This window comes from Cesiribacter andamanensis AMV16 (genome assembly GCF_000348925.1).
Classification (GTDB): Bacteria; Bacteroidota; Bacteroidia; order Cytophagales; family Cyclobacteriaceae; genus Cesiribacter; species Cesiribacter andamanensis.
The window spans coordinates 1-23,415 of sequence record NZ_AODQ01000032.1 but is presented as its reverse complement, the minus strand read 5'-3'; the positions used below and the strand labels follow the sequence as shown (position 1 = coordinate 23,415).

Sequence of the window (23,415 nt, the reverse complement as noted above, 5' to 3'; positions counted from 1 at the left end):
TATACCATATTAAGACCCGGCCTGTATGCAGGCCGGGTTTTTTGTTGGCCGGGCAGGGTACAATTCCGCCCTAAAATCATTATTTTTGTAGCTACTTGATTCGCATGCTATGTTTGACAATTTAAGCTATAAACTTGATAAGGCTTTTCAGAACCTGAAGGGCCAGGGCAAAATTACCGACATCAACGTTGCCACTACGGTGAAAGACATTCGCCGGGCGCTGGTTGATGCCGACGTAAACTATAAAGTTGCCAAGGAAGTAACCGACCGCATCAAAGAAGAGGCCATGGGCCGCGATGTGCTCACCAGCGTATCGCCCGGCCAGTTGCTTATCAAGATCACCAGCGATGAGCTTACCCAGCTCATGGGGGGTACCAAAACCGATATGGTGCTGCAGGGCTCTCCGGCCATTATCCTCATAGCGGGTCTGCAGGGCTCGGGTAAAACCACTTTTACCGGCAAGCTGGCGGCGTATCTCAAAAAGGGAGGAAAACAGGTGCTGCTGGCGGCCTGCGATATTTACCGCCCGGCAGCCATTAACCAGCTGAAAGTGCTGGGCGAACAGGTAGGGGTAGAGGTATATGCCGAAGAGAATAACAAAAATGCCGTACAAATCGCCCAGAATGCGCTGAAGTACGCCAAGGAAAAGGGCAAAAGCATTGTGATTGTCGATACGGCCGGACGTCTGGCCATCGATGAGCAGATGATGAACGAGATAGCTGCCCTGAAGCAGGAGCTCAAGCCCTCAGAAACCCTCTTTGTGGTAGATGCCATGACGGGCCAGGATGCTGTTAATACAGCCAAGGCCTTTAATGATCGCCTGAACTACGATGGGGTGGTGCTCACCAAACTGGACGGTGATACCCGTGGCGGTGCTGCCATCTCTATCCGTACCGTGGTAGAAAAGCCCATCAAGTTCATCTCAACGGGTGAGAAGATGGATGCCATTGATGTGTTTCACCCCGACCGGATGGCGCAACGGATCCTGGGCATGGGTGACGTGGTATCGCTGGTAGAGCGGGCACAACAGGCCTTTGACGAAGATGAGGCCCGCCGCCTAAGCAAAAAGATCCGCAAGAACCAGTTTGATTTCAACGACTTCTTATCGCAGCTGGAGCAGATCAAGAAAATGGGTAACCTTAAGGACCTGATCGGCATGATCCCCGGCATGGGCAAGGCTATCAAAGATCTGGATATTGATGATAATTCCTTCCGCCCCATTGAAGCTATTATTCTGGCCATGACCCCTCAGGAGCGGGAAAATCCGGACCTGATCAACGGCAGCCGCCGCAAGCGCATAGCCGATGGCAGTGGTACCTCCATCCAGCAGGTAAACAACCTGATGAAGCAGTTTGGCGATATGCGCAAGCTCATGAAGAACATGAACAAGATGAACCTGCCCAAAATGCCCGGCATGAAAATGCCCCGCTAAGCAGACGACTACTCAGACAAGTAAAAAGCCTCATGGTCCGGCGGGAGCATGAGGCTTTTACGTTAATAAGGGGTCTTATTCTCAATCTTTTGCCAGAGGGCAAAGGCTTCCAGCGCTTCATCGGCCAGCAGCTGTTCCTGTGGCAGGCGGCGCTGGTTGTGGGGCAGGGCCAGTTCCTCGTAGATGTGCTGATCATCAAAGCCTATGGCGGCTGCATCGCGTTGCGTATTGGCAAAATAGACCTTGGCAGGGCGGGCCCAGTAGATGGCACCCAGGCACATGGGGCAGGGCTCGCAGCTGGTGTAAAGCTCGCAGCCCTCCAGCTGAAAACTCTCCAGCTCCCGGCAGGCATTGCGGATGGCAATTACCTCGGCATGGGCGGTGGGATCGTGCAGGGCGGTTACCTGATTGGTGCCCCTGGCAATAATGCGGCCGTCTTTCACTACTATGGCGCCAAAGGGGCCGCCTTTTCCGCTCTCTACATTCACGATGGAAAGCCGGATGGCTTCCCGCATAAATTCTTCTTTTGTCATATTAACCGGCGCAAAAAAAGCCTCTGGTGAGAGGCTTTTATATTCAGGGATATTGGTTTTCGTAGATCGTTATACGTACAGCACCCGTTTGGCGGCATCCAGCGAACGCTGCAGGTTGGGCAGCACGGCCTCAATGAGGGTTGGGGCATAGCTCAGGGGCACATCATGGCTGGCAACACGCTGGATGGGGGCATCCAGGTAGTCAAAGGCATGGCGCTGTACGTGGTAGGCAATCTCGGTAGAGATGCTGGCCAGGGGCCATGCCTCTTCTATGCACACCAGGCGGTTGGTTTTCTTAACCGACTCCACAATGGCCGCATAATCAATGGGCCTAACAGAGCGCAGGTCGATCACTTCGGCCTGAAATCCCTCCTTGGCCAGCTCGTCGGCCGTTTGCAGGGCCAGCTTCATCATCTTGCCAAACGATACCAGCGTAATGGCATTGCCCTGACGTACCACATTGGCCTTGCCAATCTCCAGCAGGTATTCTTCCTCGGGCACCTCGCCCTTATCGCCATACATCAGCTCCGATTCCATAAAAATTACGGTATCGTTATCGCGGATAGAGGCCTTTAGTAGGCCTTTGGCATCATAGGGGTTGGAAGGAACCACTACCTTGAGGCCGGGAGTATTGGCGTACCAGTTCTCAAAGTTTTGGGAGTGCTGGGCACCTAGCTGGCCGGCATTGCCGGTAGGTCCGCGAAACACCATCGGTACCGGAATCTGGCCCCCGGACATCGACAGCATTTTAGCAGCACTATTGATCACCTGGTCAATGGCCACCAGGGAGAAATTAAAGGTCATGAACTCAATAATAGGGCGAAGGCCGTTCATGGCGGCGCCTACCCCCAGGCCGGCAAAGCCCAGTTCGGAAATAGGGGTGTCAATGACCCGCTCGGGGCCAAACTCATCCAGCATTCCCTGGCTAACTTTATAGGCTCCGTTGTATTCGGCTACTTCCTCACCCATCAGAAACACACGCTCGTCCCGGCGCATTTCTTCGGACATGGCTTCGCGAAGTGCTTCTCTGAATTGAATTTCTCTCATATCGTTCGTGATAGTGCGCTTACAATGGCCGTAAAAATAGGCATTCAAATGGGTTTGTGCAATGATAGCAGCAGCAATAAAAAAAGCTCTTCCTGAAATAAGAAGAGCTTTTTAGGGATTATTGTTTTAATGCTTAGCGCAGTGTGTTGCGGAAGCGCTCATTCTCCTGATAGTTGGAGAACTCAAGGTCTTCCAGCGCAGAACGCTTCAGCTCGGGGTCAAGCTTTACAGCCTGCTCCAGGGCGGTGAAAGCAGCGCTTTCGTTGCCCAGGCGAGAGTTGGCAATAGACGCACCGTAGTAGGCTCTTGCCAGACGGTTGTTCTTTTGCGTAGCCTCGTTGAAGCGGGTCAGGGCGTTCTGGTAGTCTCTCTTCAGCAGGTAAGCAAGACCCAGGTTGTAGAGGTTCTCGGCAGTTTCTTCAGCCTGGCTCAGGGTGCGGATGGCATCATCATAGCGGCCATTGCGCATTTCCAGGTAGCCTTTTACACCTTGCAGGCCTGGGCGGTTAAGCTCAGAAGGGTTCAGACGCTCAGCAGCCTGAATGGCCTCATAGGCGCGCTGACGGTTACCTTGCATCAGGTATACTACAGCCAGGTTAGCCTGTGCCTCGGCATTTTGCTGGGTGCGGTTAGACTGCTCAAATTGGGTAGCGGCTCTTTCCAGCAGCTGAGTACGCTGGCTCTCGTTGGTAGCCTGACGGGCCTGCTCCAGGTATACAGTACCCAGGTTGTTTTGCGCCTGGTAGCTGTTGCTCTTTTTGCCGGCAGCTGCGTAGATGCGCTCTCTTTCCTGCAGGTTTGGTGTAAGCGATGCGGCGTAGGCCAGCTCTTCGTTTGACAGGGTGTCGGCAGAAACAGTGCCATCGGCAATCTGGCGGGCCAGGGTAGCGATCTCGGCATCAGTTTTCTTTTCTTTCACAGTCAGGATCTCAGCCTTGGCAGTACGCAGCAGGGGGTAGATGTCGTTAAACACTCTTCTGTAGCCGGGTACCTGCTGCAGGCGGTCTTCTTTTTCTTCAAAGGTGCCTGAGCCGTTAATGATGTCCTGCATCTGCTGCTTGGCGCTGGCATCAATGCCCTGGTATTCCTGAAGGGCAGCGCTGAAAGGCGCCCAGTCCAGTACTACTGGCTTCAGAATAAAGTTGATGCTGTCGGCCATGCCTTTGTAATCATAGCGCTTCATGTTCTGGCGGTAGAAGCTTTCGATGGCAGCAGCACGGTCCCGGGACAGGTTGGTGTTGATGCGCTCGGTACCTTCTGGTGAGTGAGTGCCGGTGATGGAAACGGTACGGGTTACGTTCTTTTCAGCGATGAAGTTTCTCATGTAGGTACCACGGTCGCTGCGGGTCTCGCTGGGGCGCAGGTTAGAGCGGCCCTGCTCAAAGAAGAAGCCAATCATGGTAGGCTCCAGCTCTTCCTGGTTGTTGTAGCCGTGGGCTGAGTACGAAGGATAGTATCCCTCCTGGGCCAGGCGAGAGGTGGTTACCACCCCTTCGGCTACCTTCATGCGGTCGGTTTCTTTGGTTTTGTTGTTTTCCGGATTACGGGCTACACCTTGTACAAAAAGCTCACCCCGGCGCATGTCTTCTTCGTAATAGAAAGAAAGGGTGCGGCTGATCCGAGGCTGCTCGGTATCGGCATTGGGATAATCTTCAGCGCGGAAAACAAGATTCTGAAGTTCAATCTCTTTTCCGTTATACACGTAATAAGGCTTAACGATGTATTCTTTGCCTTTTTTAAGCGTTTTTGCAGGCAGGGTGGCCGACATGGTAAATCTAACGGAATCGCCGTGCAGTTCCAGTGGATTGGGTTCCACGGTCAGCTGCTGGTCTTTCGCTTTCTTTACCATCTGGTTCAGCGAGCAACCCGACAGTAAAAATACCGATAAGAGGGTTACCGCAGACAACAGGTTTCTCATTTGCGTCATGACTAAACGTTTTGGTTGACTAGTTTTTGGTTTGTTTCAACGAATTACGCGTTGCAATGTTAAAAAAAATATTGATAATTTGGGTAATGAAGAAATAACTAAATAAAGTGCGTTAGGGTTTTAAACTGGATATAGCCATGAATAAGATAATTACTTTCTTCGAGAAAAAGGCCTTTGGGGTGTGTACGGCGCTGGGAAACTACATGGGTATTTCCATCACCACAATCCGCCTGTATTTTATATATGCCTCTTTTTTAACCTTTGGTTCTCCCCTGATCGTATACCTGGGCATGGCCTTCTGGCTCAACATCAGGCGGAGCATGCGGCGCCGGCGGCAGACAATATGGTATTAATTTTTTAAGATAAATAAATAGTGGCAGTCATTTGGAGTTTTGGATTTTTTCACTTCCGGGCTTACCTATTCCAATTGACTAAAAAACTTTCGCTTCCGAAAAAAATACTCAAAAACTACCAGCTTAGGAAAAAGCGGTGCTTTTCCAAGCTGTTTTTTTTCGATTTCTCGTCTCTTTGTGTGGAGTTTTTCTACACTTTTCAATGTGTCCAGGTGGCTTTTAAGTACAGCTTTGGCCGATGGTCCTTTGCCCTGCAGCAGAAATTGAAGGGATGCGGCCCAATCCAGCCCTACGCGTAGCGGAAGCTTATAAATCAGGTCGTTATCTGCGTTTTTTATCAGCATCCACAGGCCATTTCTAAAATTAAGGTATGTTTTGCGTGGATTTTCTTTGGGCAATGTGCCCCCGCCTACATGAAATACCACACTTGCCGGTTGGGCCCATACCTCATAGCCCAGGCCGTGGATGCGCCAGCAGAGGTCTATTTCTTCCATGTGCGCAAAAAAATCCTTATCAAAGCCACCGGCCTCCCAAAATACCCTGGATCTGATGAGCATGCAGGCACCTGTGGCCCAGAATACTGGCCTGGGCAGGTTGTATTGCCCTTTGTCTTCTTCCAGGGTATCAAACAGGCGGCCCCGGCAAAAGGGGTAGGCCAGCCAGTCCAGGTAGCCGCCGGCGGCACCGGCATATTCAAAGTAGCGGGGCTGGTGGTAGGCTTTGATTTTAGGCTGGCAGGCAGCGATGGCCGGGTTTGCTTCCATTAGGGAAAGCAGGGGGTCCAGCCAGCCGGGGGTAACGGCCACATCGGAATTCAGCAGCAGGTAATAGGGGGTGTCAATCTGGCGCAGGGCCTCATTATAGCCACCGGCAAAGCCAAAGTTCCGGGAGAGCGGCAGCACCTCAACCTGCGGAAACCGCTCTGCCAGCAGGGCAAGGGAGTGATCGGTAGAGGCATTATCGGCCACAATAATGCGGCAGCCCGGACTGTGCTCCAGCACGCCTGGCAGAAATTCAGCTAAAAAATGAGCCCCGTTGTAGTTGAGGATGACGAGTGCCAGCTGCTGGTTCATTAAAACATGCCGTCGAAGTTCATGCCGGGGATGTTGGGCATCATGCCTTCTGTGCTTTTTTGCAGTTCTTCTTTGGCTTTTTCTTCGGCTTCGGCCAGGGCTTTGTTGCAGGCGGCTATCACCAGGTCGGCCATCATGTCCATATCTTCAGGCTTTACCAGGTCCTTGTCAATCTCCAGTTTCACCAGCTGGCGTTTGCCATTGGCGGTGGCCTTTACCATGCCGGCGCCGGCTTCGCCTGTTGCCGTTATGTGGACCAGGTTTTCCTGGGCTTCTTTCAGGCGGCCTTGTACCTCCTTCATTTTGCCCATCAGTTTCATCATATCAAACATAGCTGAAAAATTTAGCGGGTTAATACTACGGTTCCTCTTAGTGTACGTTGCCGGCCATCAGAGGTCTGAACAAGGGCCTTATAGACGTAGGGGCCGGCGGGAGAATCCTTTCCTCCCAGGGTGCCGTCCCATCCCTGTTCTTTATCCTCTGAGTGAAAAATTAGCTCGCCCCAGCGGTTATACACCCACAGGCTGGCCTTTTCGACAAATTTACCCAAAACTTTAAATTCATCATTGAGCCCATCGCCATTTGGCGAAAAAGCATTTGGAAAATGGGCCTCCATGCTCAGTTCAAAGGCCAGGGTATTGGAGTAGGAGGGGCGCAGCCCCTCTTCTGCCGGCAGGGCCATGATGCGAAAGCGGCGTCCCACATCGGCAGGGGTGAAGAGGGCAAAGCCGTCATAGCGGGTGGCAGTGCCTGCAGACCACTCGTTCAGCACCCGATCGGCGCCATCAAGTTCCTGTACTACATATTCCTGCACTCCCTGGCGGTAGCCCTCATAGGGCGTCCACATGGGAACAAATGCATCAGGTTCGCCGGCCTGCCGGCTCAGATACAGCGGGCAGAAGGGGGTAGCGGCACTGGCCTGGTTGCCGCAGCCATCGGCATAGGAGAGGCGGTAGCAGGCAGCTGCTGCCGTGGTGGTGTAGAGCAGGCTATCGCCCACGCCCTCGTGCAGCCGGGCGCCCCCACTGTTTTGCAGGCTGTACTGCAGCGGGCCAATGCCCGGACCCTGCTGAGGAAGCACTACCAGCTGGCTGGATAACCAGTAGGTGGCAATGTTTTGCAGGGGGGGCAGGGGCTGGGTGCGCCGGGCCGTTACACACAGGGGGGTGCTGGTACTAAAGGTGCCTGCCGGGGCTCCCTGGGGCTGTAGCCGCAGCTGGTAGCAGTACTGCTGGCCGCAGATCAGGTTTGCGTCCTGAAAGCTGCCGCCGGGGCCGGCGCTGCTGTGCAGTACAGTACCCATGGCATTTAGCAGCTGAAGCTCCCCCGAAAAACTGGGATTGGTGCTATAGGTGATAGTATTTACTCCCTCACCGGCAGCAACAGCAAAGGCTGCCGTACACAATTCCTGCGAGCTGGCAGCTGGCGTGCCGCTGCACGCATCCAGGGCCCGGATGCGGTAGCAGTACCAGTTGGTAGCAGCATCCGCTTGGTACAGGAGGGTGTCTGTAGCCTCGCCCCGCAGTAAAAAAAGGGGCTCATAGCTGCCCGAAGCGGCCGATAGCCGCTCCAGCCGGTAGCGTACCTGAGGCTCCAGGCTAAACTGCAGGGCTACGCTGTCTTTTTCGGGATTCCAGCGAAGCGCACTCAGCAGTGGGGCGGGCAGGGCTGTGCGGGCGGTAATGCTTTTGGTGGTGCTGCCGCAGGTGTTGGGGGAGTTTTCATAGCGGCCGCGCACCACCACAGTGTGGCTGCCTGCTGTGGTAAACTGACCGCTGGCGGCATAACTGGTGCCGGCATCTGCCCGTACAGGGGGGGTGCTGCCAAACTGCACCTCATAATAATCGTACTGCCGGTCAAGGATCTCCACACGGGCGCCCAGGTTGCTGCAGGCAAAGAGCAGGAAGTCGGGATTGGTTGGGGGAAAGACCAGAATGTCCATGGCATCCCTGGGATCGGCGCCATCTTCCAGTTCGGCTACCTGGGTTACGGTATAGGTAGCAGCCTCAGGCAGGGGTATGGTGGTGGTGGCGCCGCCGGGATATTCCCCGATAAAGGTATCGGTATCTTTATTGCGCAGCAGGTAGGTGATGAGGGCACCGGTATTGTCAGTAAGCGTAATGGTAAGGGGGGCGCAGCCCCGTGTATAATCTACCGTATAGCGGCCCTTAGGCGAAGGGGTCTGGGCCCCGGCCAGCCCGCAGAGCAGTAGCAGGAGAAAGGTGATATAGGCAGAATCAGCGCGCAATAGCTATAAGGTAAGCACTAAATATACGCAAATTGCAGAAGGCGCAAGGGCCTACGCCCGGCCAATTTTCTGGATGGCCTCCTGGGGGCTCAGGCGCTCCTGGCTGCCCGTCTGCATGTCTTTAAGGGCTGTTTTCCCCTCTTTGATCTCCTCTTCGCCCAGCAGCATAACGTAGGGGATACCCTTTTTATTAGCATAGTCCATCTGCTTTTTCATTTTGGCGCTATCGGGGTAGAGCTCAGCCCGCAGGCCGGCCTGCCGCAGCTGGGCCAGAAGCCGCAGCGCATGGGGTTGCTCGGCGGCTCCAAAGTTGATGATGAGCACCTGGGTGCTGCTTTCGGCAGCGGTAGGAAACAGGTTAAGCTCTTCCAGCACATCATAAATACGATCAATGCCAAAGGAGATGCCCACGCCCGACATGCCCTTGAGGCCAAATACACCGGTAAGGTTATCATAGCGCCCCCCCCCGCAGATGCTGCCCATTTGCACCGAGGTGGGCTTTACTTCAAAGATGGCGCCGGTATAGTAGGAGAGGCCGCGGGCCAGGGTCAGGTCCAGCTCCAGGGGCGCCCCGGTGCCGCCAAACGCTTCCAGCAGCTGGTACATTTCCTGCAGTTCGGCCACTCCCTGGGTGCCGGTTTCGGACTGGGCCAGCAGCTCCTGCAGAAAGGGGAGGGTAACGCTGCCCTGTGCCTGTTTTTGCAGCAGGGGCTCCAGGGCGGCAATGGCAGCCGGGCTAAATCCTCTTTCCTGCAGCTCTTCCAGCACCCGTGCTACGCCAATCTTATCCAGCTTATCAATGGCCACAAAAAAATCGGTTTCCTTGCCGGCGGCGCCAATTACCTCGGTTATGCCGCTCAGCACCTTGCGGTTGTTTACTTTAATGCTATAGTCCTGCAGGCCCAGCTTTTGAAACACCTCGCTAATCATCAGCACAATTTCGGCTTCGCAGATCAGGGAGTCGGTGCCAATCACATCGGCATCGCACTGGTAAAATTCCCGGTAGCGGCCCCGCTGCGGACGATCGGCCCGCCATACGGGCTGGATCTGGTAGCGGCGAAAGGGAAAGCTTAGCTCGTGCTGGTTCATGACCACATAGCGGGCAAAAGGCACGGTAAGATCGTAGCGCAGCGCCCGTTCGGTAAGGTTGGCATCGTTCTTTCCCTGCAGCACCTGCTCAAAGGCGCCCCGGGCTTTTTCTTCTTTGCTGGGGTGATTGAGGCCGTTGTTGAGGATCTTGAAGAGGAGCTGATCGCCCTCATCGCCATACTTGCCCGTAAGCACCGAGAGGTTTTCCATGGCGGGGGTTTCCAGCGGCTGAAAGCCGAATTTCTCAAATACCTGCCGGATGGTAGAAAACAAATAGTGACGGCGGCTCATCTGCCGGGGGCCAAAATCGCGGGTGCCTTGGGGTAAACTGGGTTTCTGGGCCATAAAAATGGGGTCGTATGGGCCGCAAAATTAGAAAATATTCTGGTTGTTTCCCTGTCTGCCGCAGGATAGTAGCGCAAAGGGCAGCTAAAAGAGGGCCATACTTTTTGGATATATGTAAATTTAATTAACTTTGCACCTCATTTGAAACATGCAGGACCCATGGCAAGCACCGTATTAAAACGTAAGAAACTGAAGAATCGCCTTAAAACTAAGAAGCGCGCTACCATGCTGAAACAGCTGGGTGCCCGTCCGGCGATCAAAAAGGTAGACATCGAAGAGATCAAGGCTACCTTCACCAAGCAGGATGCTCCCACCAAAAAGCAGGCTGCCAAAAAAGAAGAAGCGAAAGAAGAAGCTACAGATAAAGAATAAGCAAAGCCCCGGCTTTGCTTTTTTTATGGCTCCAGCCTGGCTCTGGCCCCCAGCTCTATGGCCTGCATGTCTTTAATGCCTCCATGCTCCAGCCGAAAGCGCAACAGGGTCCGCATTTTGTGAAAGCCATGGCGGCCTGCCGCCCCGGGGTTCAGGTAGAGCACCTCAAAGCCGGGATCCTGTACTACCCGTAAAATATGCGAATGGCCACAGACAAAAAGCTGTGGCTTTTCTTGTTTTAGCACCGGGCGTATGGCCGGGTTAAAGCGGGGAGGCGTGCCCCCAATGTGCGTCATCCAGATCTTTACCCCCTCCAGCACAAAATGCTGATGCTCGGGGAACTGTTGCCGGATCTCCCGGCCATCAATATTGCCCCATACTGCCCTAAGGGGCGCCAGCTGCTGCAGCGCCTCGGTTACCGAGAGGGCGCCTATATCACCGGCATGCCAGATCTCATCACAGTCCTGCAGGTGGTGCAGAATACGTTCATCCATGTGGCCGTGGGTGTCGGAAAGTAAGCCAATTTGCATAGGAGTAGGGGGTCAGGTAGTGCGGGCCTGCCGGCTGGGCTGCCCTGGAGTTACGTAGGTTTTTGAGTGCCTGATGGGCGCTGTTGGAAAGCTAAATAATTGGCTGCACTCAAACAATCTGTGGGGCAGGTGGTAGATCATACATAAACCCTACAGACATGTACCATTTCAAAAATAAAACAGCCCTGGTGACCGGCTCCGGCCAGGGCATCGGCAAAGCCATTGCCCAGGCATTTTCACATCATGAGGCCAACGTAGTGCTGACCGATCAGGACGAGGAAGCCGGCAGAGAAGCCCTGCAGTGGCTTCTGGAGAAGGGCGCCCCCGCAGAGAGCCTCCATTTTGTACCCTGCAATGTAGCCGATGAGGGGGAGGTAAAGCGGCTGATTAGGGAAAGTGTGGACCGTTTTGGGAGACTCGATTTTCTGGTCAACAATGCAGGCCTGAGCAACTTCACCCCTTTTGAGGAATTGACCGTAGCCGGCTGGGATGAAGTGCTGGGAGTAAACCTGCGCGGGGCCTTTTTGTGCAGCAAGTTTGCCGCACCCCATCTGAAAGAATCGGGCAGCGGGGCCATTCTGAACATCACCTCTACCCGGGCACACCAGTCCGAGAAGCAAAGCGAGGCCTATGCCGCCTCCAAAGGGGGACTGCTTTCCCTGACGCATGCCCTGGCCATCAGCCTGGGTCCGCAGGTGCGGGTAAATGCCATTAGCCCGGGCTGGATAGAGGTGGGGCACTGGAAGAAAAAGAGCCAGCGGAAGGAGATCCACCATAGTGCCCAGGAGCGGGAGCAGCATCCGGCAGGCCGGGTGGGCGAGCCGGAAGATATTGGCCGGGCGGCCGTTTTTCTGTGTTCGGGTGAAGCAGGCTTTATTACCGGCCAGGAGCTGATCATAGACGGTGGCATGAGCAAGCGTATGATTTATGAGGCGTAAGTGGGGGGATGGGGTATGAGGTATGGGGTATCAGGTATGGGCAAGGTCCCATGCATACGTACGTGCTGTAGATACCCTTTCCTCCTCTCAAAGCAGTAAACTACCCTCTGACGATAAGGGCTACAAACCGCTGACTGCATCAGTAACCGCCCCATACCTCATACCTCATACCCCATACCTAACCACCCCCCATACCCTATACCTTTTCTCATCCTTGGCTTTTTCGATGATAATGTCTTTCATGTATTCCTGCAGGATGTATCCTCTCTCCAGCGCATGGCGGGCGGCTATTTCAGTGTCGGCGACAAACAGCATTTCTACCCCGGCCGCTGTAAGGTTCTCCCCAATTTTTACCACTTGCACATCGCGCTTTTTTCGGGAAACGTCCCGGATGTAAATAGCCTTGATGCGGCCTGGAAAATCCTTCACCACCCGTTCGTAGATTTCGGGGTCTTTTTTGCCCGCTATCGCCAATGAGGATAAAGGGCAGGTTGCCCGTAAAGGAAATGATGCGCTCTATTTGCTCCAGTTTGTGCTGCAGGTGGCCGGTCTTGATAAATTTAGTATCGTCGATGCCAAAATCCCGCAGCATGAGCGGGCCGGCCGGAATCTCGTTGATCTCCAGAAAATCTTCCAGCATATCAAAGAGGTTCCAGGGGCTGCTGCTTACATAATAGATGGGATTTTTGAAGCGGTCTTTTTTGCTGCCCATGTGCAGGGCCCGGTAAAAGCCGGCCACCCCCTCAAAGGGCAGGCGGGTTATGGCATTGCGGGTAAAGGTGTTTTTCATCATGCGCACAAAACTGGTCGCCTCGGTGCGGATGATGGTATCGTCTATATCACTGATAATGCCAAATTCGGCAACGGCAGGGGGTATCTTGATCTGGCCTACTGCGGTTACGGGCCCTTCGTTCTGACCAATCTTGTTCAGCAGGCTAAATCGTACTTCCTGCCAGATGGCCTCAGGATCGTACTGATCGTTTACCTCCATGTTAAACTCGAAGTAGCCTTCCTCATCCGTATAGGCCTCGTACTGATTGCCCATAAAATCGGCCTGGATGAGGGCACCGGGTATCTCCCGGCTCATGAAGCGCTTGTACATGGCTTTTACATTCTGCCAGATGGTATCCTGCTCCCGGGCAGGGGGTAAGCGGCGCGCTTCCAGCAGACGCCCGTTGATATAGGCGCGCTGCAGGTCGCCAAAGCCCCGGTAGGGTTCTATTCTCAGGGCACCCAGCTTCCTGAATTTGCGTATATAGGCCCAGCGGGCTTTGTCGTAGTATTGCTCTATCCGATGAATGCCTTTTAGCAGCTTGGTTAACATAGGTAACTTTTTGTTGATAGCATGTTTATACGTACCGCTCTAGTACGCCTGATCACTTTTGGGTTTGCCTCGGCCATTAGCCTCTATCCGCTGGTGCTCATTGGCCATACTACGCGCCTTAGCCGGCGTCTGGTGGTGCATGAGCGCATCCACCTGCAGCAGCAGGCCGAGCTGCTGGTAATACCCTTCTATGTGTTGTACGGGCTTGAGTACCTGGTCCGGTTGCTGCACTACCGCAACCGCTATAGGGCCTATCGCAATATCTCCTTTGAGCGGGAAGCGTATGCCCATGAGCGCACGCCCGTCTACCTGCAGCGCCGCCCCTTCTGGGCCTGGCGCCGGTATCTTTAGGGCAGCAGGCGGTGCAGGCCCAGGGTTTGCCGCACACTGCTTTCCTGCTCCAGCTCCTGTTTGGTCTCTTCTTCAATGCGCGCTACACTGTCAGGGACAATCCACCCCCGTTGGGCAGCATCCCGGGCGGCTTCAGCAGAATCTTTTACCAGCACCATGGGGATGCCCTGCGCCTGTACCGCAGCGGCTATTTCCCGCACTTCCCGGTCCCGGCTGCGCTCCTCTTCGGGATGCACATCCCGTATGTAGATGCCCATGATGCGCTCAGGATGTTGCCTGGCAAGCTGCTGATAGATCTCCGGATCCTGCTGTCCGCAATCGCCTATAAGCAGAAAAGGCAGATCGGCATAGGTTTCCAGCACTGATTTGATCATTTCGGACTTGTGCTCCTTGTGCCCGCGCTTGAAAAATTTATGCTTATCCAGCCCTACCTCATTCATCAGAAATACTCCTTTAGGGAGCTGGTTGATCTCACAGAAATTTTTGAACATATCGTACAGGTTCCAGGAAGAACTGGTTACATAGAAGAAGGGGTTGTTACGCCGGCCATCCTGCCCGCCCTGCAGCGCCTGATAAAGCGCACTGACCCCCTCAAAAGGTTTGCGGCTGCGCTCGTTGTGCAGCAGCAGGATGCGGGATTTTTCCAGAAAATCTGTTGAAGCCGATTCCAGCACGGTATCGTCCAGGTCGGAGATTACACCAAAGCTGTTTTTGGGATCGGCAAACAAAATCTCGCCTTTGCAGGTCGGAGGGGGTTGGTCCTGCTTTATACGGTCCAGTAGGCTAAATTCGGCCTGCTGCCAACCGACAAGGCTTGCATCGGTTGAAAAACAGGCGCTGAAATAGCCTTCTTCATCGGCCTGCAGCTCCTGATTTTGCTGCTGGAAACGTGCCTGAAGTCTGGCAAAGGGGATCTCATCACTTTCGTAGCGGTGAAAGAGGATCAGAATGTTTCTCCACCTGCTGGCAGATTCTTCCGGCAGATCCAGGCCAATCTCTTCCAGAACCCGCCCTCTGATGCGGGCCTGCTGGGCATTTCCCATGCCCCGGTAGGGTAGTATGGTAATGTCATCCAACAGGTTTAGGCGCTGCTTTAGTTTAAAGCGGGCTTCATCTGCAGTATGCTCCAGCTTGGTGATAATGTGCTTAAATTCCTGCATCCAGTTTTCCATCTTCTTAAAAGGGGCAAAAAGGCCAATTTGTTTGCTTCAGAGCTGATTTCTACAAAAACTGCTGCCTAGCCTCAACTTCTTTGTAGGCTAACCGTTAGAATACAAAACGCTATCCATCACTATTCCTCTTCTTTTTATGAAAAAACTAAAGATTCGAGCGACCAGCGATATCAGCTGGCTGGAGGCTGCCCGGCAGCTCATCCAGATGGCACAGCAACAGGAAATGAACCTGAGCCGCCTTTCCATCAAGGAAGATCACAAAGCACCAGAGGGGCGCTTTCGGCTGAAAACCAAGCTGCAGCTGCAGCCCTGAAAAGGCCGGCCAGCTGGTAGGAGGGGAGCGCTGCCAGACCAAAATTTTAGGAGCCTGCTAATTTGTTTGCCTATATCTTTTTATATTGGCTTATATTTTCAGTGCTCAAGCAGGGGATAACTCTATTTTTTTACCCCCCCTAAAGGCATTTTTTAGCGCACATTTTCTGCCTGCCATGACCAGAATAACTTTCTTCATAGTTGCTGTTCTGTTGGTTCTTTCCTATAGCCTCTGTGCCCAGCAGCCACAGACCAAAGAGGAGCAGCCCTATCCCAAAGAGGTACTCACAGGGGTAAACAGCAAGTACATGGAGGTGCGGCCCATGATCTCGGGCGATGGCAGCACACTCTTTTTTGGCCGGCGCAATCATCCGGACAATGCCGGTGGTGCACGGGATTATCAGGATATCTGGGTGAGCCAGTATTCTGAAGCCAGCGGCCGCTGGTCTGCCCCGCAAAACCTGGGGCCGGTGCTTAACAACAGGGGACGCAATGCGCTGGCCTCTGTAAATGCCGATGGCACCGAAGGGGTTTTCTTCAATGTGTACCGCCGCACCACCGATGCTGCCCTGGTTCGCAGCCGGCGTACCGCCCAGGGCTGGAGCCGTCCTGAACCACTTACTATCCAAAACTATGTAAACCTGAATGAGTATGCCGATTATTTTCTGTCGTTTCGGCATCAGGTGCTGCTACTGGCCGTTGAGGGGGAGGAGACCTATGGCGGGCAGGATCTGTACATAAGCCTGCCGGATGGCTATGGCGGCTGGGGCACCCCTTTTAACCTGGGCCCCTCCATCAATACCCCCGAAGCAGACTTTGCCCCCTTTCTGGGTTCCGATGGGCGCTCGCTCTTTTTCTGCTCGTATGGCCATGGGGGGCAGGGGGCTGGCGATATCTTTGTGAGTGTGCGGCTGGATGACAGCTGGCGGCGCTGGTCGGCTCCGGTAAATCTGGGGCCTTCCATCAACACGGCCTTTGACGAAAGCTACTTTAGCATAACCGACGACTTCAATTACATTTACTATACCTCCCAGAACCCCAAGCAGGAGAACAGGGATATTGTGCGGGCCGAGCTCCCCGACGATTTTACAGCCATTAACGGGCCACTGCTGGTGCAGCTGGACAGTAAAACCATTCGCAGCATTATGGCCTCCGGCAATTACCGGGTAAATCCTCAGGGGCGCACCCGCAATTTTGAGGGGGTAAGCTTTGAGGGATGGCCCGGCTATGTGGCAGAGGGGCTGGCTGGCAGCGACCCCACTACCGACCAGCCCGATAGCAGTGCAGTTACTATACCCGCACTGGCCGCAACCGATACCAGCCGTATGGGGGCTGAAGGGGCTGCCAGGTCCCGCTTTGCCGATTTCCGGCCCTCAGCGGAGGTCAATACCCTTTCACCCGAGGCTGAAGAGCTGCGGCGTTATCTGCACAAACAGCTGCCCGGCCAGCCGCTCCTGATCCGCCAACAGGGCGATACAGTGGAGTTTAAACTGGTGGAAAATCTGGAGTATGACTTTAATGGGGTATACGCTACCTCCCGCTACCTGCCCAGGCTGCGGAGTATTGGCAATGTACTGCAACAGCGCCCCCGCCTGAGCCTGCAGCTGATCGGGCATACGGATGAAGTTGGTACCCCTGAGGCCAATGAGCGCGTAGCTCGCCAGCGGGTCACCAATCTGCAGGCGTATTTTCGCAGCCGGGGCATTGCTGCCAGCCGACTGGAGACCCTGGCCCTGGGCAGCCAGGAACCCCTTGCTGATAATGATACTGAGGCCAACCGCAGAAAGAACAGGCGGGTGGAATTGGTGATTCGCTGGGTACGCTAAGGGCCTGTGTATATACTCATGAGTATCTACTAAACAGATATGCTTGATTAATATGCTTGGAGCTAAATAAAAGAAACCGGCTGAGAGGGCCGGTTTCTTTTTTTGGGGGTAAGCTGTACTTACTTCTTGCGCTCAACAGCACGCATGGCCGCATCGATGATGCTTTGGGTGCTGAGACCGTATTTTTCCATCAGCTGCTCGGGCACGCCGCTTTCGCCAAAACTGTCGTTTACACCCACCATCTCCAGGGGTGCAGGAGCGTTGCGGCTCAGCGTCTGGGCCACGGCATCGCCCAGTCCGCCATTGAGCTGGTGCTCCTCGGCCGATACGGCGCAGCCTGTTTTTTGCACACTGGCCAGGATAGCATCTACGTCCAGCGGCTTAATGGTGTGAATGTTGATCACCTCGGCCTTAATGCCCTTTTCCCGCAGGGCCGCTTCGGCCTCAATGGCATGCCACACCAGGTGTCCGGTGGCAAAAATGCTCACATCGCTGCCCTCTATGAGGGTAATGGCCTTACCGATCACAAAGGGCATGTCTTCCGGAATAAATACCGGGTACTTGGGGCGGCCAAAGCGCAGGTATACCGGACCCTCATGGTCGGCAATGGCAATGGTGGCAGCTTTGGTCTGGTTGTAATCACAGGGGTTGATCACCGTCATGTGCGGCAGCATGCGCATCATGCCCACATCTTCCAGAATCTGGTGCGTGGCGCCGTCTTCACCCAGGGTAAGGCCGGCATGAGAGGCGCATATTTTCACATTTTTGCCGCTGTAGGCCACCGACTGGCGGATCTGATCATAGACCCGTCCGGTGGAGAAGTTGGCAAAAGTGCCGGTATAGGGAATTTTGCCACCGGTGGCCATGCCAGCTGCCAGGCCAATCATGTTGGCTTCGGCAATGCCTACCTGAAAGAAACGTTCGGGGAATTCTTTCTGAAAGGCATCCATTTTAAGGGAGCCGGTAAGGTCGGCGCACAGGCCTACCACATCGGGATTTTTGCGGGCCACTTCCAGCAGGCCTGCGCCAAAGCCGGAGCGGGTATCTTTTTTTTCGGTATAGGTATATTTAAGACTCATTAGGAATGTGGGTTAGGGGGGAATTAAATTGGAGACGGCTGTATACGGTTACTGAGCTGCGTATCAATAATCTCCAAGCGTTTCATCCAGCTGGGCGAGGGCTTTTTTCAGCTGCTCATCGCTTGGGGCTACGCCATGCCAGGTATGGCTGTTTTCCATAAAATCAACCCCGCTGCCCATAACCGTTTGCATCATGATGATCACCGGCTTGCCTTTGCCGCTGAGGGTTTTGGCATAGGCCAGCTGGCGGATCAGGTCTTCCATGTCGTTGCCATTGCAGTTTACCACAGCCCAGCCAAAGGCTTCCCATTTTTTGCCCAGGTCCAGCAGGTCCATCACATCCCGGATAGTGCCATCAATCTGCTGGTTGTTGCAGTCTACGGCGGCTATGATATTGTCTACCTGGTGGTGGGCGGCATACATGGCAGCTTCCCAGATCTGGCCTTCCTGCTGCTCGCCATCGCCCATCAGCACATATACATGGTGCTTGTCGCCGTTGAGTTTTTTGGCTTGAGCGGCGCCCAGCGCTACCGACAGCCCCTGGCCCAGCGAGCCGGAGGCAACGCGTATGCCTTCCAGACCTTCTTCCGTAGCGGGATGACCCTGCAGGCGGCTGTTGATCTTGCGGAAGGTAGCCAGTTCACTTACCTCAAAATACCCCTTGCGGGCCAGGGTGGAGTACCAAACCGGTGAGATGTGGCCATTGCTCAGGAAGAACAGGTCTTCGCCCTCGCCGGTCATGTTAAAGCCTTTCTTAAGCTCCAGCACATGAAAATACAGGGCGGTAAAGTAATCGGCGCAGCCCAGCGAGCCGCCCGGATGGCCAGACTGCACGGCATGTACCATGCGCAGCACATCACGGCGCACCTGGGTGGCCACGTTACGGAGTTGATCAAAATCTGGTTTAGGGGTCATGTCTGGGAGGGGGTTATTTAACGATTTGTGCGGTATGTTCTTTGGTCTTTACCTTTTCAATGATGTCTTCGATTGTGCCGTTTTCATCTATGACAAAGGTTACCCGGGCGGTGCCCATGTACTTGCGGCCGTACATCGACTTCTCTACCCAGGTGCCAAACTGTTCGTGGATACTCTTGTCTTCGTCGGCGATCAGGGTAAAGGGGAGCTCATATTTGCCGATGAATTTCTGGTGAGAGGCCGGGCTGTCGGAGCTGATGCCCAGCACTTCGTATCCCCTGCCTTGCAGGAGCTGATAATTATCGCGCAGGTCGCAGGCCTGTGCGGTGCAGCCGGGGGTGTCGTCTTTAGGATAAAAATAAAGGATCACTTTTTTACCGCGGTAGTCATTCAGGCGTATGGTGTTTCCGTTCTGATCTTTGCCTGTAAAATCGGGTGCTTGCTGCCCTTTTTCGAGCTTCATAGGTTTATGGTATTTTGGTCGTATAGACTTGCTCATTGCCCGCCATGTCCTTCACCCGCACTTCCACGGCCCCTTTGAGGGGTTTGTTCTCATCCAGCCGCTCTGACCAGATAAGGGCTCTTTTGTGGTCGTAGTTCATCAGTAGCCATTCTCCCTCTACCAGCACCTCAAAACTTCTGATGCCCGACAGCTCGTCGGAGATGCGAAAAGCCAGGCTGCTGCTATTGACCCGTATGGGCCGTATCTGCGGCGGCGTATTGTCTGTTAGCAGGGTGTACTGGCCCAGGGTGCGGGTACGGAAGGTGATCTTGTCGCCCTGCCATTCGCCGCCGGCCCACCCCCAGCTGTTCTTTCCTTTTATCTCATACACATGCGTTTTATCCCGTTGCTCATAGGCCAGCTGGGGCTTCAGGCTGGCCGTTATGTGCGTAAACAGGGGGTGCACATCTTCGCTGATGGTAAATATTTCGCTGTTTGCGGCCTGCCGGTAATCGGTCTCCAAATATAGGGTATCAAAAAGAGAATTCTTAGGAAAGGTGAGGTCCATCTCGGGCAGGTAGAGGTTAAACGCCATCTGGCTGGGAACAGTGGCCTTAAACGTAAAGCTGCGCCGGCTGCCGCCGGTAATGGCCGAATCGGGCAGGCCCAGGCGCATGTCCCAGAGGTACACCGCCCGGTTGCCGCCGGTATAGGCGGGCTCCAGCTCAAACTGGCGGCGGTTGGCCCAGACCACTGCCGGGGCTGGGCTGCCTTTTTGATAGGGACCCGAGAACTGCAGCAGATTTTCATAGAGTTCATAGCCTGTGCCTGGCGCATTGGCCAGCTGGGCAAGTTCGCTGCGGGGCTGTTCGCCCTTTAGCTGAAAGGCCATTTCCCGCACATTGCCGTGGCTGTCGGTAAGCTTCAGCAGCACATTATAGATAGAATCGGGAGTATCTACCACAATCATGCCCTGGGTTGGGCCGGCGCGGTAAAAGCTCAGCTCGTTGCCATCTACCTTGTAAAGGCGCATAAACTTGTTGCCGGTACGCTTGCGCACGCCGTAATGGGTATGCACTTCAATGTGACGGGTGATGTCAAAGGAAAATTTATTGACATTGTGGCCCCATACCAACTGGCCATTTACCAGCATTTCTACCAGGGGAAAGCCATTGTTGAAGTCGGAGCCGTTTAGCTTGTCAATGGCCGAGATCTCTACGCCAATGTTGCCCCAGGCGGGTATGGGGGCACCGCTTAGTTTGTAATGGCCTCCCTGCAGCACGGGCTTGTATTCAAAGCGGCCAAACTCATGGCCAATGCGGCTGCCGGCTCCCTTGGATTCCAGGGCTAGTTTGTGCAGGTAGGGGGGGATGTTGTCCCGGATCTCTTCAAAGCCAAACTCCAGGGGGTTAAGGGCATGCTGGTTGGCATCGCGGATCTCAAAGTGCAGGTGCGGCCCGCCGGAGGAGCCGCTGTTGCCACCATTGCCAATCACATCCCGCTGCTTGTAGGAGAACTGGTTTTGCTCGGGAAAAAGCTCAATTTCAAAAGTTTTGTCGCGGTATTGCTGTGCCCGCACCCAGGCGGCCAGCCGGGGCTCAAAGTTCTCAAGGTGGGCATAAACGGAGGTAGTGCCGTTGGGGTGGGCCAGGTAAATCACGTTGCCGTAGCCGCTGGTGCTAACTTTTACACGGCTTACGTAGCCATCGGCCGTGGCATGAATGGGGTAGCCGGTAACCCCACCGGTGCGGATATCAAGGCCGCCATGGAAGTGGCCGGTGCGCAGCTCACCCATGGTGCCCGAGAGGGCATTGGGCAGCCCGGGTTGCACCGGAAAGATGTAATAGCCTTTGGGGGTGGTTTCTTTGGATTTGGGCCCCTGTGCCGACAGGAGCAGGGGTAGGCAGATGGCCACCAGCAGCAGTAGCGCTACGCTATTTAACTTCAAAGTCTAAGAGGGTTTGTTTTTCTATAAATGCCGTAAGGCGATCACCTTGTTTAACCGGCCCTACGCCTTCGGGAGTTCCGGTGAAGATCAGATCTCCTTTTTTTAACGTAAAATACCGGCTTAAGTATGCTACCAGGTAATCAAAACTAAAGATCATGTGGCTGGTGGTGCCCTGCTGGCGCAGCTCGCCGTTCACCTGCAGGCCAAAGTGCAGGTTTTGCAGATCAAACCCCTCCTTTGGCAAAAAGCCCGATACGGGGGCAGAACCGTTAAAGCCCTTGGCCAGGGCCCAGGGCAGGCCTTTTTGCTTGGCTTTTTGCTGCAGGTCCCGGGCGGTAAAATCGATTCCAATGCCGATGGCATCGTAATACTTATGGGCAAACTTTTCTTCCAGGTGCTTGCCTTCCCGGCTGATGCGCAATACAATTTCTACTTCGAAATGCACATCGGATGAAAAATCGGGATAATAAAAAGGTTGATTATCTTTGAGCAGGGCCGTATCGGGTTTTAGAAAGATCACCGGCTCCTCGGGACGCTCGTTGCCCAGTTCTTTTATGTGCTCGGCATAATTGCGGCCAATTCCAAAAATCTTCATTTGGCAGGTTTTTTGATAATCACGTATAGAGTAGGTGCAAATATCTAAAAAAAGGGGATAAGGTACGCCTGCCCCTTCTGTAAACATTTTACGCAATAGCCGTTTAATTTTAAAGCAAAACAAGATAAACAGATCATGAAGATTCCCTTTTTTTCTCTGATTATGGCCCTGGGGCTGGCGGTGGTGAGCAGTTGTTCTACTGTGCCCCTTACCGGGCGGCGGCAGCTGGCCCTGGTGCCCGATAGCCAGATCCTGCCCATGAGCTTTGACCAGTACCGGCAGGTAATGTCCGAAAGCAAGCTGTCTACCAACCAGAAGTACATCAGCCAGGTACGTACAGTGGGTGGCCGCATCTCTAAAGCGGTAGAGCAGTACATGCAGGAGATTGGCCAGCAGGATAATGTGCAGGGCTTCCAGTGGGAGTTCAATGTAATAGCCGAAGACCAGGTGAATGCCTGGGCCATGCCTGGCGGCAAGGTAGCCTTTTATGAAGGCATCATGCCTATTACCCAAAATGAAACCGGGGTTGCCGTAGTCATGGGGCATGAGGTGGCCCATGCCATTGCCAAGCATGGCAGTGAGCGCATGTCGCAGGGACTGGCTGCCCAGTTTGCCGGACAAACGCTGGCTTCGGCCCTTTCGCAGCGGCCCCAGGCCGTACAGCAACTGGCCATGGCCGCCTTTGGCGCCGGCGCTCAGGTGGGGGTTATGCTGCCCTATGCCCGGGACATGGAATCGGAAGCCGATCGCCTGGGCCTGATCTTTATGGCCCGCGCCGGCTACGACCCGCGGGAGGCCCCCAAGTTCTGGGAGCGCATGCAGGCCAAGAGCGGTGGGGCTTCTCCGCCGGTATTTCTAAGCACACACCCCCATCCGGACACCCGCATCAAGCAGCTGAACCAGTGGATGCCCGAGGCGGTGAAGGTATATCAACAGACTACCGGAAGGCAATAATAAGTTAGTTATCTATACACATTCAAGTATCCGCTGCCGGTTCTGGCAGCGGATTTTTTTGTGGTAGGGCAGTCGGGGATGGTAGAAGGGTGTAGGGTGCTGGTGTACAGGGGAGCAGGGGGTATGCGTTTTTACAGCTATGGTTGAATTAATAGTTGGCCCAGCCTCTTTTTAAGGAAACATTAATGACAAGCTGTGTGGAACCGCAGCTGGATTGTCTATTTTGCAGCATGAAAACCCCCATTTTCCTGATGACAGGGCTGCTGATGCTGCTCGGTGCAGGCTGTGCCAATCAGAGCAGGCGAGCCGAAGGCGGGGCTGAAGAGGCCTGGAAGGCAAAAGCAGTAACCCTGCCCTCTGTCAGCTACTCCCGAACAGAGGATAGCCTGCTGCTGGTCAATTACTGGCTTTCCTTTAAAAAGGACGTGCAGCAGGCAGATCTGAAAAACATCGCCCGAAAACTCCCTCTTGATCCGGCACAGAAATGCATGCCCCTGGATTCTACTTTTACAGAAGAGGACAAATACTGGGCCTATCAGACTATATTGGCCAGCTGGCTGGAGGGATCGGCCGCGCAGGGGGGAGAAGTATTGAACTTTACCCTAGCCTA

Annotated in this window: 24 protein-coding genes and 1 pseudogene; 9 read left to right on the top strand and 16 right to left on the bottom strand. The window is 54.3% G+C overall.

Annotation, left to right across the window (positions count from 1 at the left end):
* The first annotated feature begins 109 nt into the window (after positions 1–109).
* On the top strand, positions 110–1,432 hold the full coding sequence (ffh, locus tag ADICEAN_RS08030; protein ID WP_009195068.1) for a signal recognition particle protein: 1,323 nt from the start codon (positions 110–112) through the stop codon (positions 1,430–1,432).
* 62 nt (positions 1,433–1,494) lie between these two features.
* On the opposite strand, the gene ADICEAN_RS08025 is transcribed toward ffh, so the two are convergent.
* From ADICEAN_RS08025 to ADICEAN_RS08015, 3 genes are all read right to left on the bottom strand, one after another.
* Positions 1,495–1,965, bottom strand: a complete 471-nt coding sequence (locus ADICEAN_RS08025; protein WP_009195067.1) for a nucleoside deaminase — start codon at positions 1,963–1,965, stop codon at positions 1,495–1,497.
* Between the two features lie 69 nt (positions 1,966–2,034).
* The gene (locus tag ADICEAN_RS08020; protein WP_009195066.1) at positions 2,035–3,012 is read right to left on the bottom strand and encodes a pyruvate dehydrogenase complex E1 component subunit beta; all 978 of its coding nucleotides are present in this window, start codon (positions 3,010–3,012) and stop codon (positions 2,035–2,037) included.
* Between the two features lie 133 nt (positions 3,013–3,145).
* Positions 3,146–4,939, bottom strand: coding sequence for a tetratricopeptide repeat protein (locus ADICEAN_RS08015; protein ID WP_009195065.1), 1,794 nt, complete (start codon positions 4,937–4,939; stop codon positions 3,146–3,148).
* A gap of 137 nt (positions 4,940–5,076) precedes the next feature.
* Between ADICEAN_RS08015 and ADICEAN_RS08010 the strand changes: the two genes are divergently transcribed.
* Positions 5,077–5,292 carry a PspC domain-containing protein gene (locus ADICEAN_RS08010; RefSeq protein ID WP_009195064.1) on the top strand — a complete coding sequence of 72 codons (216 nt, stop codon included), beginning with the start codon at positions 5,077–5,079 and terminating at the stop codon, positions 5,290–5,292.
* 65 nt (positions 5,293–5,357) lie between these two features.
* Here the strand turns inward: ADICEAN_RS08010 and ADICEAN_RS08005 are convergent, their stop codons facing one another.
* From ADICEAN_RS08005 to hisS, 4 genes are read right to left on the bottom strand one after another with little or no spacing between them, the layout of a single operon-like run.
* Positions 5,358–6,365: a glycosyltransferase family 2 protein gene (locus tag ADICEAN_RS08005; protein ID WP_009195063.1), complete on the bottom strand. Its 1,008-nt coding sequence runs from the start codon at positions 6,363–6,365 to the stop codon at positions 5,358–5,360.
* Complete coding sequence (locus ADICEAN_RS08000; RefSeq protein WP_009195062.1) at positions 6,365–6,697, bottom strand: YbaB/EbfC family nucleoid-associated protein; 333 nt, start codon at positions 6,695–6,697, stop codon at positions 6,365–6,367. The genes ADICEAN_RS08005 and ADICEAN_RS08000 overlap by 1 nt, the downstream gene beginning before the upstream one ends.
* Positions 6,698–6,708: 11 nt before the next feature.
* Positions 6,709–8,613, bottom strand: a complete 1,905-nt coding sequence (locus ADICEAN_RS07995) for a gliding motility-associated C-terminal domain-containing protein (protein WP_009195061.1) — start codon at positions 8,611–8,613, stop codon at positions 6,709–6,711.
* A 51-nt stretch (positions 8,614–8,664) separates the two neighbouring features.
* Positions 8,665–10,047 (bottom strand): histidine--tRNA ligase, encoded by a 1,383-nt coding sequence (gene hisS / locus ADICEAN_RS07990; RefSeq protein WP_009195060.1) that lies wholly within the window; start codon positions 10,045–10,047, stop codon positions 8,665–8,667.
* 225 nt (positions 10,048–10,272) lie between these two features.
* Between hisS and ADICEAN_RS22865 the strand changes: the two genes are divergently transcribed.
* Entirely contained in the window at positions 10,273–10,419 is a 147-nt protein-coding gene (locus ADICEAN_RS22865; RefSeq protein ID WP_162471430.1) for a hypothetical protein, read from the top strand.
* 23 nt (positions 10,420–10,442) lie between these two features.
* On the opposite strand, the gene ADICEAN_RS07980 is transcribed toward ADICEAN_RS22865, so the two are convergent.
* Positions 10,443–10,949, bottom strand: a complete 507-nt coding sequence (locus tag ADICEAN_RS07980) for a metallophosphoesterase family protein (protein WP_009195058.1) — start codon at positions 10,947–10,949, stop codon at positions 10,443–10,445.
* 158 nt (positions 10,950–11,107) lie between these two features.
* Between ADICEAN_RS07980 and ADICEAN_RS07975 the strand changes: the two genes are divergently transcribed.
* The gene (locus ADICEAN_RS07975) at positions 11,108–11,887 is read left to right on the top strand and encodes an SDR family NAD(P)-dependent oxidoreductase (RefSeq protein WP_009195057.1); all 780 of its coding nucleotides are present in this window, start codon (positions 11,108–11,110) and stop codon (positions 11,885–11,887) included.
* A gap of 165 nt (positions 11,888–12,052) precedes the next feature.
* Here ADICEAN_RS07975 and ADICEAN_RS23220 read toward each other — a convergent pair whose 3' ends face one another.
* Together ADICEAN_RS23220 and ADICEAN_RS23865 are read right to left on the bottom strand one after the other, a co-directional pair.
* Positions 12,053–12,202 carry a hypothetical protein gene (locus ADICEAN_RS23220; RefSeq protein WP_236612883.1) on the bottom strand — a complete coding sequence of 50 codons (150 nt, stop codon included), beginning with the start codon at positions 12,200–12,202 and terminating at the stop codon, positions 12,053–12,055.
* 208 nt (positions 12,203–12,410) lie between these two features.
* Positions 12,411–12,878: pseudogene (locus ADICEAN_RS23865) on the bottom strand (phosphatase domain-containing protein); the annotation flags it as partial.
* Positions 12,879–13,232: 354 nt separating this feature from the next.
* Here ADICEAN_RS23865 and ADICEAN_RS07965 point away from each other — a divergent pair.
* Positions 13,233–13,562 carry a hypothetical protein gene (locus tag ADICEAN_RS07965; RefSeq protein ID WP_009195055.1) on the top strand — a complete coding sequence of 110 codons (330 nt, stop codon included), beginning with the start codon at positions 13,233–13,235 and terminating at the stop codon, positions 13,560–13,562.
* On the opposite strand, the gene ADICEAN_RS07960 is transcribed toward ADICEAN_RS07965, so the two are convergent.
* On the bottom strand, positions 13,559–14,734 hold the full coding sequence (locus ADICEAN_RS07960) for an App1 family protein (RefSeq protein WP_009195054.1): 1,176 nt from the start codon (positions 14,732–14,734) through the stop codon (positions 13,559–13,561). The genes ADICEAN_RS07965 and ADICEAN_RS07960 overlap by 4 nt on opposite strands.
* A gap of 136 nt (positions 14,735–14,870) precedes the next feature.
* Here ADICEAN_RS07960 and ADICEAN_RS22595 point away from each other — a divergent pair, with 136 nt between their 5' ends.
* The gene (locus ADICEAN_RS22595; protein WP_009195053.1) at positions 14,871–15,047 is read left to right on the top strand and encodes a hypothetical protein; all 177 of its coding nucleotides are present in this window, start codon (positions 14,871–14,873) and stop codon (positions 15,045–15,047) included.
* A 175-nt stretch (positions 15,048–15,222) separates the two neighbouring features.
* Complete coding sequence (locus ADICEAN_RS21080) at positions 15,223–16,872, top strand: OmpA family protein (protein ID WP_009195052.1); 1,650 nt, start codon at positions 15,223–15,225, stop codon at positions 16,870–16,872.
* A gap of 119 nt (positions 16,873–16,991) precedes the next feature.
* Here the strand turns inward: ADICEAN_RS21080 and ADICEAN_RS07950 are convergent, their stop codons facing one another.
* The 5 genes from ADICEAN_RS07950 to ADICEAN_RS07930 form a co-directional block, all read right to left on the bottom strand.
* Entirely contained in the window at positions 16,992–17,951 is a 960-nt protein-coding gene (locus ADICEAN_RS07950) for a transketolase family protein (RefSeq protein WP_009195051.1), read from the bottom strand.
* 63 nt (positions 17,952–18,014) lie between these two features.
* A complete protein-coding gene (locus tag ADICEAN_RS07945) occupies positions 18,015–18,866 on the bottom strand; it encodes a transketolase (RefSeq protein ID WP_009195050.1) in 852 nt (283 codons plus the stop codon).
* Between the two features lie 13 nt (positions 18,867–18,879).
* On the bottom strand, positions 18,880–19,329 hold the full coding sequence (gene bcp / locus ADICEAN_RS07940) for a thioredoxin-dependent thiol peroxidase (protein ID WP_009195049.1): 450 nt from the start codon (positions 19,327–19,329) through the stop codon (positions 18,880–18,882).
* Between the two features lie 4 nt (positions 19,330–19,333).
* Positions 19,334–21,256: a M23 family metallopeptidase gene (locus ADICEAN_RS07935; protein ID WP_009195048.1), complete on the bottom strand. Its 1,923-nt coding sequence runs from the start codon at positions 21,254–21,256 to the stop codon at positions 19,334–19,336.
* On the bottom strand, positions 21,243–21,851 hold the full coding sequence (locus ADICEAN_RS07930) for a fumarylacetoacetate hydrolase family protein (RefSeq protein ID WP_009195047.1): 609 nt from the start codon (positions 21,849–21,851) through the stop codon (positions 21,243–21,245). The genes ADICEAN_RS07935 and ADICEAN_RS07930 overlap by 14 nt, the downstream gene beginning before the upstream one ends.
* A 135-nt stretch (positions 21,852–21,986) precedes the next feature.
* Here ADICEAN_RS07930 and ADICEAN_RS07925 point away from each other — a divergent pair, with 135 nt between their 5' ends.
* Complete coding sequence (locus ADICEAN_RS07925) at positions 21,987–22,805, top strand: M48 family metallopeptidase (protein ID WP_009195046.1); 819 nt, start codon at positions 21,987–21,989, stop codon at positions 22,803–22,805.
* A 230-nt stretch (positions 22,806–23,035) separates the two neighbouring features.
* On the top strand, positions 23,036–23,415 hold a 380-nt coding region (locus ADICEAN_RS07920), incomplete at its 3' end, for a hypothetical protein (protein ID WP_040396536.1).

Coding starts and splice junctions, on each gene's coding strand:
- hisS (WP_009195060.1), bottom strand. CDS start 10,047: ATGGCCCAGAAACCCAGTTTACCCCAAGGCACCCGCGATTTTGGCCCC.
- ADICEAN_RS07950 (WP_009195051.1), bottom strand. CDS start 17,951: ATGAGTCTTAAATATACCTATACCGAAAAAAAAGATACCCGCTCCGGC.
- ADICEAN_RS07980 (WP_009195058.1), bottom strand. CDS start 10,949: ATGCAAATTGGCTTACTTTCCGACACCCACGGCCACATGGATGAACGT.
- ADICEAN_RS07960 (WP_009195054.1), bottom strand. CDS start 14,734: ATGGAAAACTGGATGCAGGAATTTAAGCACATTATCACCAAGCTGGAG.
- ADICEAN_RS07945 (WP_009195050.1), bottom strand. CDS start 18,866: ATGACCCCTAAACCAGATTTTGATCAACTCCGTAACGTGGCCACCCAG.
- ADICEAN_RS22595 (WP_009195053.1), top strand. CDS start 14,871: ATGAAAAAACTAAAGATTCGAGCGACCAGCGATATCAGCTGGCTGGAG.
- ADICEAN_RS08005 (WP_009195063.1), bottom strand. CDS start 6,365: ATGAACCAGCAGCTGGCACTCGTCATCCTCAACTACAACGGGGCTCAT.
- ADICEAN_RS22865 (WP_162471430.1), top strand. CDS start 10,273: ATGCTGAAACAGCTGGGTGCCCGTCCGGCGATCAAAAAGGTAGACATC.
- ADICEAN_RS07975 (WP_009195057.1), top strand. CDS start 11,108: ATGTACCATTTCAAAAATAAAACAGCCCTGGTGACCGGCTCCGGCCAG.
- ADICEAN_RS21080 (WP_009195052.1), top strand. CDS start 15,223: ATGACCAGAATAACTTTCTTCATAGTTGCTGTTCTGTTGGTTCTTTCC.
- ADICEAN_RS07965 (WP_009195055.1), top strand. CDS start 13,233: ATGTTTATACGTACCGCTCTAGTACGCCTGATCACTTTTGGGTTTGCC.
- bcp (WP_009195049.1), bottom strand. CDS start 19,329: ATGAAGCTCGAAAAAGGGCAGCAAGCACCCGATTTTACAGGCAAAGAT.
- ADICEAN_RS08020 (WP_009195066.1), bottom strand. CDS start 3,012: ATGAGAGAAATTCAATTCAGAGAAGCACTTCGCGAAGCCATGTCCGAA.
- ADICEAN_RS23220 (WP_236612883.1), bottom strand. CDS start 12,202: ATGCTGTTTGTCGCCGACACTGAAATAGCCGCCCGCCATGCGCTGGAG.
- ADICEAN_RS08000 (WP_009195062.1), bottom strand. CDS start 6,697: ATGTTTGATATGATGAAACTGATGGGCAAAATGAAGGAGGTACAAGGC.
- ffh (WP_009195068.1), top strand. CDS start 110: ATGTTTGACAATTTAAGCTATAAACTTGATAAGGCTTTTCAGAACCTG.
- ADICEAN_RS07930 (WP_009195047.1), bottom strand. CDS start 21,851: ATGAAGATTTTTGGAATTGGCCGCAATTATGCCGAGCACATAAAAGAA.
- ADICEAN_RS07925 (WP_009195046.1), top strand. CDS start 21,987: ATGAAGATTCCCTTTTTTTCTCTGATTATGGCCCTGGGGCTGGCGGTG.
- ADICEAN_RS08025 (WP_009195067.1), bottom strand. CDS start 1,965: ATGACAAAAGAAGAATTTATGCGGGAAGCCATCCGGCTTTCCATCGTG.
- ADICEAN_RS08015 (WP_009195065.1), bottom strand. CDS start 4,939: ATGACGCAAATGAGAAACCTGTTGTCTGCGGTAACCCTCTTATCGGTA.
- ADICEAN_RS08010 (WP_009195064.1), top strand. CDS start 5,077: ATGAATAAGATAATTACTTTCTTCGAGAAAAAGGCCTTTGGGGTGTGT.